The 12916-nt window shown below is 34.1% G+C and carries 9 protein-coding genes; 3 read left to right on the top strand and 6 right to left on the bottom strand.

Going from position 1 to position 12916, the window contains the following annotated elements; translation table 11 throughout:
* Positions 1-287 precede the first annotated feature (287 nt).
* Positions 288-626 carry an iron-sulfur cluster insertion protein ErpA gene (gene erpA, locus J6569_RS10340; protein ID WP_034914816.1) on the bottom strand — a complete coding sequence of 113 codons (339 nt, stop codon included), beginning with the start codon at positions 624-626 and terminating at the stop codon, positions 288-290.
* A gap of 159 nt (positions 627-785) precedes the next feature.
* Here erpA and hemL point away from each other — a divergent pair, with 159 nt between their 5' ends.
* Positions 786-2078 carry a glutamate-1-semialdehyde 2,1-aminomutase gene (gene hemL / locus J6569_RS10335; protein ID WP_296318394.1) on the top strand — a complete coding sequence of 431 codons (1293 nt, stop codon included), beginning with the start codon at positions 786-788 and terminating at the stop codon, positions 2076-2078.
* Between the two features lie 61 nt (positions 2079-2139).
* On the top strand, positions 2140-2616 hold the full coding sequence (bcp, locus tag J6569_RS10330; RefSeq protein WP_065559949.1) for a thioredoxin-dependent thiol peroxidase: 477 nt from the start codon (positions 2140-2142) through the stop codon (positions 2614-2616).
* 24 nt (positions 2617-2640) lie between these two features.
* On the opposite strand, the gene J6569_RS10325 is transcribed toward bcp, so the two are convergent.
* Positions 2641-3726 carry an AI-2E family transporter gene (locus J6569_RS10325; RefSeq protein ID WP_174798563.1) on the bottom strand — a complete coding sequence of 362 codons (1086 nt, stop codon included), beginning with the start codon at positions 3724-3726 and terminating at the stop codon, positions 2641-2643.
* 48 nt (positions 3727-3774) lie between these two features.
* Entirely contained in the window at positions 3775-5298 is a 1524-nt protein-coding gene (locus J6569_RS10320) for a helicase HerA-like domain-containing protein (protein ID WP_296318393.1), read from the bottom strand.
* Positions 5299-5466: 168 nt separating this feature from the next.
* On the opposite strand from J6569_RS10320, the gene J6569_RS10315 reads away from it, so the two are divergent.
* Positions 5467-5688, top strand: a complete 222-nt coding sequence (locus J6569_RS10315; RefSeq protein ID WP_296300086.1) for a YdcH family protein — start codon at positions 5467-5469, stop codon at positions 5686-5688.
* A 334-nt stretch (positions 5689-6022) separates the two neighbouring features.
* Here J6569_RS10315 and mgtA read toward each other — a convergent pair whose 3' ends face one another.
* The 3 genes from mgtA to zntB all read right to left on the bottom strand — a co-directional run bounded on the left by mgtA (position 6023) and on the right by zntB (position 12738).
* Entirely contained in the window at positions 6023-8731 is a 2709-nt protein-coding gene (gene mgtA / locus J6569_RS10310; RefSeq protein WP_366941272.1) for a magnesium-translocating P-type ATPase, read from the bottom strand.
* A 969-nt stretch (positions 8732-9700) separates the two neighbouring features.
* Positions 9701-11593, bottom strand: coding sequence for a DNA topoisomerase III (locus J6569_RS10305; protein ID WP_296318391.1), 1893 nt, complete (start codon positions 11591-11593; stop codon positions 9701-9703).
* A gap of 143 nt (positions 11594-11736) precedes the next feature.
* The gene (gene zntB, locus J6569_RS10300; RefSeq protein ID WP_051634328.1) at positions 11737-12738 is read right to left on the bottom strand and encodes a zinc transporter ZntB; all 1002 of its coding nucleotides are present in this window, start codon (positions 12736-12738) and stop codon (positions 11737-11739) included.
* Positions 12739-12916 lie beyond the last annotated feature (178 nt).

Here is a 12916-nt window from a genome sequence, read left to right as displayed (position 1 = left end):
CTTGAACTCGCACGGCCAAAAAGGCCGAGGGATTTTAAATCCCTTGTGTCTACCGATTTCACCACCCGGGCTCAAAACTTATTACCAAAAGGTAATTGCGTTTCGAATGCTGTGCATTTTACCCATCTTAATTTTGCCGTCAACTAAAAATTAAAAATTATTGTTTAACTGCTCAATGTTTGTCACTTTTTATGGCTTTTATTAATCTTTCTATAAAAATTAAAGTTAAAGTTATGGTTTATTATCTTCCCATAACGTTATTGGTATTTTTAAAACTTAAATATGGCTTAAACACTGAAAGATGAACCGCAACCGCATGTTGTTGTTGCATTGGGATTATCAACCACAAAACGAGAGCCTTGTAAACCTTCTACATAATCGATAGTGCCGCCAACTAGATATTGTAAGCTCATGGGATCGATAACTAAAGATACACCATTTTTTTCAATAGCTAAGTCATCTTCGTTTACCTTTTCATCGAAAGTAAAACCATACTGAAATCCACTACAACCACCGCCTGTTATATACACCCTTAATTTTAGGTTTGGGTTCTCTTCTTCAGTGACTAATGATTTTACTTTGTTGGCTGCAGCATCAGTAAAGTTAATCGGTAAAGCATCGCTCATATTCTTCTCCTAATATATTGATCTTTGCATTATATACCTTTGCTAAATGAAAATACAAAATAGAAAACTTCTATTAAATAAATTTCTCATAGTTAGCTTGAATTTATTTTGATTTTATGAATAAATACAACAAAATTTTCTAGAGAGATTATCTCGATTATGCTAAACAATTTCAAATCAGAAAAACTTTATCATCAGGCTCAATCAGTTATGCCTGGTGGCGTTAATTCGCCTGTTCGCGCCTTTAATGGCGTTGGTGGTTCACCTTTATTTATCGAGCGTGCAAACGGTGCGTATATTTATGATGTGGACGAAAGAGCCTATATTGATTATGTTGGTTCTTGGGGGCCGATGATCCTTGGACACAATGACCCCGATGTAGCCAATGCGGTAATTAACGCTGTTCATAACGGTTTGAGTTATGGAGCACCAACCGAAATTGAAACCAAAGTTGCTAATTTGGTCACTCAATTAATGCCTTCAATTGAAATGGTGCGTATGGTAAATTCGGGAACTGAAGCAACCATGAGTGCCATCCGTGTTGCACGTGGTTTTACTGGACGTGATAAGATTATTAAATTTGAAGGCTGTTATCATGGTCATGCTGATTATTTGTTAGTTAAAGCGGGGTCTGGTGCCCTTACTTTTGGTCACCCAACTTCACCAGGTGTACCTGATGATTTTGTTAAGCATACATTAGTTTGTGATTATAATAATTTAGAATCGGTTAAAAAACAATTTGAGCAATATCCCGACCAAATTGCCGCCATCATTATTGAGCCAGTTGCGGGCAATATGAATTGCGTGCCAGCTCAAAAAGAGTTTCTGCACGGTTTACGAGCACTTTGCGATAAGTATGGTACGTTATTAATCATTGACGAAGTGATGACAGGCTTTCGAGTCGCACTGGGCGGAGCTCAAGATTATTATGATGTTGTGCCCGATTTAACTTGTTTAGGCAAAATTATTGGTGGAGGTATGCCTGTTGGAGCGTTTGGTGGTCGTGCAGATATTATGATGCAATTAGCACCAACTGGTCCAATATACCAAGCTGGAACGCTTTCAGGTAACCCCGTTGCAATGGCAGCGGGTTACACAACGTTAACCAAGTTAATGGAAGTTGGAATCTATCAAGAGTTAAAAGATAAAACCGCATCGCTTGCTGATGGTTTATTATCGGTAGCTAAAAAGCATAATGTGCCGTTAGTGTTGAATTATGTAGGAGGGATGTTTGGATTATTCTTTACAACTGCTTCTGAAGTAACCACTTATCAAGATGTGATGCAGTGTAATGTTGAATTATTTAAGAAATTCTATCATCATATGCTAAATGAAGGTGTTTATTTTGCACCGTCAGCTTTCGAAGCTGGTTTCATGTCACTTAAGCACACAGATAAAGAGATCAATCATACCATTGATGCAGCAAGTCGTTTTTTTAATAACTTAGTTTAGATGTATGGCACTTTTTATATTTCCAATTAAAAATTAAACTATTAAAATAGGTAATAATCATATGGTTAATCCACTTAAAGAAGGTGAAAAAGCACCTCAGTTTTCGTTGCCAGACCAAGATGGAGAGCTTGTAGGCTTAAATGACTTTAAAGGCAAACGTGTTTTAATTTATTTTTACCCAAAAGCGATGACACCTGGTTGCACTGTGCAAGCATGTAATTTGCGAGATTGTTCTGATGAGTTCAAAAAATATAATGTGGTGATCCTTGGTATAAGTACCGATAAACCTGAGAAGTTATCTCGATTTATCGAAAAAGAGCTGTTAAATTTTACGCTGCTATCTGACGAAAATCATGAAGTTGCTCAAGCATTTGGTACTTGGGGCGAAAAAGAGTTTATGGGAAAAACCTACGATGGGATTCACCGTATAAGCTTTTTAATTGGCAAAGACGGTAAAATCGAAAAAGTGTTTGATGATTTCAAAACCGCTAACCATCACGAAGTAGTTTTAGACTATCTTAAAAAACACAGCAAATAGTTCTGATTAAAAGCAGATTAACCATTAATCTGCTTTTACTTCGCTATTGATAGTATTTAATTCGTCTGATTTTGGCCATGCATTTATAATTGCTTTAACCAATGTAGCCAAAGGTATTGCAAAAAATATTCCCCAAAATCCCCATAAACCACCAAACACAATTACCGCTAAAATAATAACTAATGGATGTAAATTAAGTTTTTCAGAAAATAAGCAAGGTACCAATAAATTACCATCTAATGCTTGTATTAATACATAGAAAAACAATAAATAACCAAATTGTGCGCTTAATCCCCATTGAAATAGAGCAATTAATACAACCGGAATACTTGAAATAATAATACCAACGTAAGGCACTAATACAGATAATCCAACAAGCACTGCTAATAAAAGTCCATAATCTAAACCAAAATACCAAAAAGGAATATAGACACAAATGGATAAAATAATTATATGTAGTACATTGCCTACTATATAATTGGATATTTGCATATCCATTTCAGCAGCAACTTTGTTCAAAATTGTACGGTTCTTAGGCAAGATTTTTGAACAGTATCCCCATATTTTTGTTTTGTCCTTTAATAAAAAAAACATCATTATGGGCACTAATACCCCATTAATTGCAACAGATACTAGCCCTAATAAAGACACAATGGAAAATTGCAATAACGAATTACCAGTTTGCACAACTTTGTTGGTAATACCTTGGATGATCGAGTCGAATAAGCCAACATCAATTAGTTCAGGGTAGTGTTCAGGCAAGGTGGTTAAAAAGTTGTTTGCAAAATTTAGCATGTTTGGAATATTAGTGATTAAGCTAATGCTTTGTTGCCAAATTAATGGTAATAAAATCATAAATCCAACTAATACAATCATTAAAAAAAGCAGTAACACCATTACAACTGCCAGTGTTCTTGGTATGTTTTTTTTATGTAGATAGTTAACCGGTCTATCAAGTAAATAAGATAGTACAATCGCAATTAAAACCGGTAGAAGAATTTTATTGAAAAAATAGATAATAACAAATAAGCCAACAATAACAGCCATTAGCGAAACAACATGCGGATCGCTAAAGCGTTTTTTATACCATTCTATGAACATTTTTAACATTAAAATACTCCTATTTTGCTGACTTTTTAAGTAATAACTTCGTTTTGGTTATTTTTTTAAACCACCTAATATACCACGGGTGATCTGTTTACCGATTTGATTAACAACTTGCCTTGTTGCGCTTTTAGCTATTTTTTGGGTGATACCATCATGTTGTCCACCTCTTGGCCCCTTAGTACCAAAAAGTAGTGTGCTTAAAAAATTTAGCAATCCACCATTATTTTGTTTATTATTTTTATCATCGTCTCTTTTTATATCGCTACCATTGCTGTTTTGATCGGATTGGTTATTTAACGAAAATCCATTTTTCAGTATTTCATAAGCGGATTGTCGATCTATGGTTTGTGCGTATTTGTTGTAAAAACATGATTGGCGAATAATAGTTAATTGATCTTCTGGCAACATAGGTCCCATTTTTGAACTCGGTGCAATAATATAACCACGTTCAACCATGTTTGGACTGCCTTTTTCATCTAGAAACGAGATAAGAGCTTCGCCAACGCCTAATTCCATTATTGCTTTTTCAGTATCAAAACTTGGATTGGCACGCATAGTTTGGGCAGCCACTTTTACAGCTTTTTGATCTTTTGGGGTAAATGCGCGTAAGGCATGTTGCACACGATTGCCTAATTGCCCTAAAACTGTATCAGGAATATCACTCGGATTCTGAGAAGAAAAATAAACCCCGCCCCCTTTAGAGCGAATTAAACGCACCACTTGTTCTATTTTTTCTAATAATGCAGGCGAAATGTTATTAAAAAGTAAGTGAGCTTCGTCAAAAAAGAAGACAAGTTTCGGCTTATCAAGATCACCTACTTCTGGCAAATGCTCAAAAAGTTCTGACAATAACCACAATAAAAAGACTGAATATAATTTTGGCGAGTTATATAACTTTTCGGCCGATAAGATGTTAATTATACCGTAACCTTTAGGATTAACTTGCATTAAATCTTGAATGTTAAGCATTGGTTCACCAAGGAAAAATTCGGCACCTTGTTGTTCAAGAGTTAACAATCCACGTTGAATTGCGCCAATTGACGATAACGAAATGTTTCCATATTGTGTAGTAAATTTTTTAGCGTTATCGCCAACAAATTGAATTAATGCTCGAAGATCTTTAAAATCAATTAATAATAAATTGTTATCATCAGCAATTTTAAATACTAACTGTAAAACCCCTGCTTGAACGTTATTTAAATCGAGTAACCGTCCAAGCAAAATAGGTCCTATATCTGACACAGTGCTACGAACGGGGATTCCTTTTTCAGCAAATACATCCCATAATTCAATGGGTGACGAGTCTGCTTGCCAATTATTAACTTCAATACTCGCTAAACGAGCTTGTAGTTTTTCAGTTAATTTGCCCTTTTCACCAATCCCAGTTAGGTCGCCTTTAACATCAGCAAGAAAGACAGGTACACCTATTTTTGAAAAACCTTCTGCCATTTTTTGTAATGTCACTGTTTTACCTGTACCAGTTGCGCCAGTAATTAAACCATGACGATTAGCTAATGCAGCAATAATTGATAAATCTTTACCATGACTTTTGGCAACTACAATCGACTCACTCATGGAATAACTCCCTTGTTGTTTTTTACTCTGCAATAAAAACAGTTTTGTTATAAAAATATATTTGGTTATTAAAACAATTTTTCTATTAAAACTACACATAATATTGTATTCTGAATTAGCAATAGCTGCTATTGTTATTATTCTAACTAGCCCATATAAGGAGGCACTATGTTTCCAGAATATCGAGAATTAATTTCCAAATTAAAAAATACCGATTTACATTTTCAAAAATTATTCGACCAACATAATGAGCTCGACCAAAAAATTAAAAATATTGAATCTGGAATTATTGTCAATACCGCTGAAACGATAGAGGCATTAAAAAAACAGAAACTTAAAATTAAAGATGAAATTCATGAAATTCTAAAAAAAGCGTCTGAAATTATCTAAACTTTTAATTACCTACAACTTGTAATTATTTTAATTAATCGTTTTATTTCAAACTAATAAACAATTAAACAAAAACCCCAATAATTGGGGTTTTTTATTGTGTGTTAACTTAAAATCCTTGCGCTAACTATTTTATATTTAATGGCTTAATTTTGCTTGAGCTTTTTTTGTTTTCGGCTTTTAATTAGCATAATTAAATTTTTATGTGGTGTTTTCATAGATTATTTCCTTTGTTATTATTTTATATTTAACATTTTGATTTTTAGTATTTTTTAAATAAATACTTCTTAAATTAGCTAAGCGATATTAGTATCACTTAGCTGTTATTAGTTAATTAAAACCATTGTCCAAAACGTTTGATATAGATACGTTTCATTAATTGTGCAACGCAGCAATAGCTAAATAGAGTTGCTAATAGCCATGGAAAGTATGACCACGGTAATGGTTGTAGTCCAATTAACCCACTTAGTGGAGAAAATGGAATATAAATACCAATCACCATAACTAACAAAGTCATCACAATAACAGGAAATGCCGCCGTGCTTTGCACAAATGGAATTTTTTGTGTTCTTAGCATGTGCACAACCAAAGTTTGCGATAATAACCCTTCAATAAACCATCCTGAATGAAATAGTGATTGAGCTTCAACACTATTAGCACTAAATACAAACCACATTAATGCATAAGTTGTGATATCAAAAATAGACGATGTAGGCCCAATCCAAATCATAAAACGTCTAATATTTAACGCATTCCATTTACGTGGTTTTTGTAAAAATTCATTGTCCATTTTGTCCCATGGCAATGAGAGTTGTGAAATATCATACAATAAGTTTTGAATAAGTAAATGTATCGCTAGCATAGGTAAAAATGGTAGAAACGCACTAGCAACCAATACTGAAAAAATATTGCCAAAATTAGAACTTGCTGTCATGTTTAGATATTTCATGATATTGCCAAAGGTCTCGCGGCCACATATTACACCTTCTTCTAAAACCATTAAGCTTTTTTCAAGTAAAATAATATCAGCAGATTCTTTAGCGATGTCGGTTGCAGTATCGACCGAAATCCCTACATCTGCATCGCGAAGTGCTGGTGCATCGTTAATACCATCGCCTAAAAAACCAACTGTATGTCCATTATCTTGCAACAACCGAATAATTCGCGATTTTTGCAGCGGCGTTAATTTTGCAAAAATAGTGTGCTGTTCGATCTGTTTTTTTAGCTCGACATCATCCATTTTTTCAATTTCAGTGCCAAGTAATGGCGTGCCTGGTTCTAAACCAACTTCTCGGCAAACTTTAATGGTGATGATTTCGTTATCACCAGTTAAAACTTTAACGCCCACACCATGCTCATTCAATGCCGAAATAGCTTCAAATGCGCTTTCTTTTGGTGGATCTAAAAAAGTTAAAAAGCCACGAATGGCGAGAGCAGTTTCGTCCTGCACGGTGTATTGTGGTTTTGTTTCACTTGCCGGAATGTTTTTTACTCCAACGGCTAATACTCTAAAACCTTCTTTATTATATTCATGTGCTAATGCGATCAAAGCTTGTTTACGTTCATCGTTTAATGGTAAATATTCGTCATTTTCACAAACGTAACTGGCAATAGACAGCATTTCTTCAACTGCGCCTTTACAAATCATCAAATGGTTATCATCACCATTTTGTACCACCACCGATAAACGTCGGCGTACAAAATCAAATGGTAATTCATCAATTTTTTTGTATAAGCTAACACCAACCTTTTTCATGCTGGTCTTTTCTTCGGCAAAACGAATAATCGCTTTATCCATCAAGTTTTTCATGCCGCTTTGATAATAACTATTAAGCCATGCAAGTTCCAAAACAGATGAATCGACTTGACCTTTTATATCAAGGTGATGCTCTAAAATAATTTTATCTTGTGTTAATGTCCCCGTTTTGTCAGTACATAAAATATCCATCGCCCCAAAATTTTGGATTGCGTTAAGTCTTTTAACAACCACTTTACGTTTTGCCATACCAACAGCGCCTTTTGCTAGATTAGCGCTCACTATCATTGGTAACATTTCAGGCGTCAAGCCAACGGCCACGGCTAATGCAAAAAGTGCAGCATCGCCCCAATCATTTTTTGAAAAACCATTAATAAAAAATACAATTGGCACCATAATTAGCATAAAGCGAATAAGCAACCAGCTAACGCTATTAACACCGCGATCAAACGAAGTTTCAGCACGAGATCCTACAATTGATTTTGCCAATGAGCCAAAATGAGTATCCCCTCCTGTTGCAACAACAATGGCTGTGGCGGTTCCACTAACAACGTTGGTTCCCATATAACAAATGTTATTAACATCAAGCAAATTATCTTTGTTGATGTTTGATGTTTCGATATTATCGGATGTTTTTTGTGTTACAGCACCTAATGTGTCGTACTTTTCAACAGGAATCGATTCGCCTGTTAATACGGCTTGGCTAACAAATAAATCCCGAGATTCAATCAATCGAATATCTGCCGGGATCATGTCTCCAGCCGACAAGTAAACAATATCCCCAGGAACAATTTCACTTAATGGAATTTCAATACGTTCTGGGCTCATATCTTTATGCGCACGTCTTAGCACCGTTGCTGTTGTACGAATCATCGATTTTAACGCCTCAGCCGCTTTGTTCGATCTAAATTCCTGCCAAAAACGCAATAATCCACTCAGTGATACCATAGTTAGAATAATGATAATACTGGTTAAATCTGTCTCTTCACCATTTTGCAAAGGTAACCAAAAATCAGTCACAAAACTGACAATAGCTAACGCTAATAATACAAATATAAATGGATTATTAAACGCCATTAATAGTTGTACTAAAACTGATGGTACCTTTTCGCGTGCAACTTCATTTTTTCCATATGTTTCAATTCTCGACTTTGCACTTTCTTGTGTTAATCCTGAAAGGCTGGATTGAAATTTAGCTAAAATACTATCAAGACTGCTTTGAGCTTCGTTGATAGCTTTAATATCTACACTATTTTGTGCTTTAGTTTTTGATGTATTTTTTGTCATCATAAGTACCTATATTCATAATTTTGGCAAAAGTAGGCCAATTTATTGTTACTAAATAACAATAAATAATTAAATTTTGTGATTAACTAAAATTTAGTGCATAACAAAAGTAGCCTATAAAGCTATTTCTTATAGCTTGGGCTGAGCATTAAATTTGATTAGCAAACAGAATTAATTAAGAATTTAGATACAACTCGGTGGTTCTAAATGTTTTTCTGAAAGATGTAAAACACGCACCATTAAACTTTGCGCGCATTGGTGTTTTGAATTTGTGTGATAGCGTGTAAAAAAATACATATCGTTCACCGTTACCGTTTTATCAATTTCGGTTTGTGAACTGAAAAAATGGTTATTTAGACAGGTTCATTAACCGATAATGATGTGTTTAAATTTGTCTCCCCTAGTCTTGGGGTGACCCGATTGAGTGTCCATATTTCTCCTGTAAATTGAACTCTTCACTTTATATTTCAACTTCCCTTCACCCTCGTTTTTAACTTCCATAATAGCTAAAAAAGGAAGAAAAGCTCAAAAGGCGGGCTCTTTATACTCCTTTAAGGATTAGAAGTCAACCTATATCACGAAAAAATAAATACAGTTGTTGAAAAACGGCACTTATCGCCGTTTTCATCTTCACTTTATATAAAATTGATAACCCTATTATCTAATAGAATATACAATCGCTACCCTATTAACTAACGTAAATATTTTAAAGGGAACTATCTGAATTACTCCATAATAATCAGTCCAATTTGGTAATTATTTTGTGATTTCTTTTATCACATTTATTTAAGAAAAATGTACTCAAAACGGCTAACTTGGATAATATTATTAATATATGCTGATATTTGATCGAGTTATAAAAATAACAAAAAAGAAAAAGCACTTAAAATTATTATTTAATTAGTATGGCTATATTAATAAACAGAATGAACAGTATTAGTAAATTTCATCCTGTTTTTTATATAGATATTAACCTTGAATATTCAACCTTGCATTCTTTAACTGATTAACAAGATCTAACAGTGATAAATTAAGTTGATACATAAATTGTTGGTACGAAAACTCTTTTTTGCTAATTTCGTTTAATTGCAATTCCCAATGGGCGGTCATGTCTGGCATCGACATTATATCTGGTAGTGATAAAATCAGATTTTTACCCACCTCGGTTGAGCGAATTGCTTTGCCTTGACGAATTAAAAATTGACGTTTAAATAACAATTCAATAATACCTGCCCTTGTTGCTTCTGTACCTAAACCATCAGTTTCACGCAGTATTTTTTTGATTTCGGGATCTTTAACAAATCTGGCAATCCCCGTCATCGCAGACAACAGTGTTGCGTCAGTAAATTGTCTTGGTGGCTGAGTTTCTTTGCTAACCAGTTCAGTATCAATGCATTGCACGGTTTCACCCTTTTTAACTAATTTAGTTAATAAACCATTACTTTCATTGTCATTCATATCGGTTGGGGATTGATGGTTTTTAGTTCTAAATAAAACTTTCCAACCTTCATCAAGCATTTGGTTAGCTTTAGAAATAAATTTTCCGCCTTGAATATCTACATCAATTTGCAATTCAGCATATTTATATGCTGGATAAAATTGAGCTAAATATTGCGTTGCCACAACTTGATAAACCGCCTTTTCGTTGTCAGTTAAGTTTTCCATTTTAGCTTTACGCAACGTTGGAATAATAGCGTGATGTGCTTCCACTTTTTTGTCATTCCAAGCTTTAGTGCGTAAAGTATAATCAGCATTATTAATTGCGGTTTGTAGTTCTGGACAATTATTTTCAATGGCAGACTTTACACCTGTAATTTGTTTTAAGTGTTCTTCTGGCAAAAAGCGACAGTCTGATCTTGGATAAGTAATTAATTTGTGTTTTTCATATAACGATTGGCAAATATCAAGCACATCTTGGGCACTTAGCCCATTTTTTTTAGCCATCTCAATTTGCAGTGCCGATAAATTAAATGGCATTGGTGGCGCAAGTTCTTTCTTTTTATTACTAACTTTATCAATTGTGCCTGATTGCTTATTAATACGCTGACAAACATTTTCGGCCAATTTTTTAACTAAAACACGTCCTTCTTCGTCCTGATAAGGCGAGCAAGCTTCGCTGGGTTGCCATTTAGCTTTAAATATTTCATTATCTTTGGTTTGTAGCACTGCAAAAACTTCATAAAATGGTTTAGGTACAAATTGCTCTATCTCTAAATCTCGCCTAACCACTAACCCTAAAATAGGGGTTTGTACTCGCCCAATTGATAAAACCCCCCGATAACCGTTTTTTTGACCAACAATGGTACAAAGACGACTCATATTAATTCCATATAGCCAATCGGCTCTAGCCCTTGCTAATGCCGAAGTTGATAAAGGAATAAAATCTTGATTGTTGCGTAATTGTTGCAATGATTTTTCAACAGCGCTGGCATTCAAATCACTAATTAAACAGCGTTGAATTGCTTTGCGCTTATCTGGCGATAATTGGCAATAATTTAAAATTTCATCAACTAGTAACTGCCCTTCCCTATCTGGGTCACCAGCATGTACTATTTGCTCTGCTGACTTAATCAAATTTACCAAAATATTAAATTGTTTTTCTGTATTGCCTTTAGGCATTAATATCCATTTTTCAGGCACTATGGGTAAATCGTTAATTGCCCACTTTTTATATCGCTGATCATAAACTTCTGGCGTGGCTTGCTCAAGGAGATGACCAATACACCAACTAACCACATCACCATTACTCGCTTTAATAAAACCATTACCTTTTTGAAGAGGTTTAGGTAATACGTCAGCGATAGCCCTTGCTAAGCTGGGCTTTTCGGCAATAAATAAACGATAAGATTGATTAGGTTGCATAAGAATAATTATTCATTAAAATTTCAAACAAGATAAGTTTGAATCAGTATTAATTTTATGGTTTTAAATAAAAAGTCAATTATATCCTTATACCCAACTTTATAAACATTCATAAATTTTCATCCATTTTTAAAGATGCTTTATTACCACCATTTTTTGTATTTAAGCCAAATAACTGAAATAACACAAATAATAACAAGCAATAATATTAACCCTACAAAAGACCAACCTTCACTACTAAAAGGAATGCCTGCTAAATTGACACCAAGCAAACTGGTTAAAAACGTAATGGGTGTAAAAATTATGGTAAAGAGTGACATTAAATAGATTCTTTTATTGGTTGATTCAGCCAAGAAGCTATTAATTTGTTCCATAATTGAAGCTATTCTTAATAAACAGCTATCAATATCAGATACATAATGATTTTGTTGATAGGAAATATCATGCAAGCGTTGGCGATCGTTATCGTCAATCCACGATATTCTTTCAGTCGAAATTTTTACAAAAATATCGCGTTGTGGTGATAACAATCGGCGTAAGACGATCAACTGTTTACGAACTCGACCAATTTCTTTATAAGAAAAGATACGTTGGTTTAAAACAGATTCCTCTAACTTAATGATTTTATTGTGAACACTATCAAAAGATAAATTAACTTGATCACTAATTAAATCAGACATTTGAATCAACCAATCCGCCACATCTACAGGACCAATGCCCTTTTCTAGATGATCCTTTAATTCAGCAATAGCCGAAATTTGTTGATGCCGTGTTGAAATAATCATGTTATCAGTTATATAAAAACGAAAGGTAACAATAGGATCGGGAAGCTCATTGGGAACAAAATTAACACCTTTTAAAACCACTAAAACACCAGACTCAAAACGAATTTCCTTGGATATTTGCTTAGGTTTTAGCAATTCATTTTTAATCAAATCTGGAACTAGATTTGTATTATTTACCCAATTGATGGTTTCTTGTTTAGCAAAATCTAAATGAATCCAAAATGGTTGTGAAATTGAAGGTTTACTCTGTTCATTAAGTGGTAGCGCTTTGCCTTTACCATCTAACTGACAACAAAAAGCTGGTTTAGCTTCTAAAAGATGTGAAACAGAAATAGAACTCACACTATTTTGACTAGTCATTACCGATCCCATTTATTGTTTTTTCAAATTATATACCTAATTTAGCTTAAATTGGAGCCATCAACTAGCGTTTTATTATTTTATTTAAGGCATTAAAACCAATCCGTTAAGCTCATACTGACACAGGTTAAACCTGACTAAAAACCTAAAACGGATCAAGCTGAACAAAGTGGACAAT

It is taken from the genome of Gilliamella sp., from assembly GCF_024104075.1.
Classification (GTDB): Bacteria; Pseudomonadota; Gammaproteobacteria; order Enterobacterales; family Orbaceae; genus Gilliamella; species Gilliamella bombi.
This window is presented reverse-complemented; position numbering and strand designations above follow the sequence as displayed.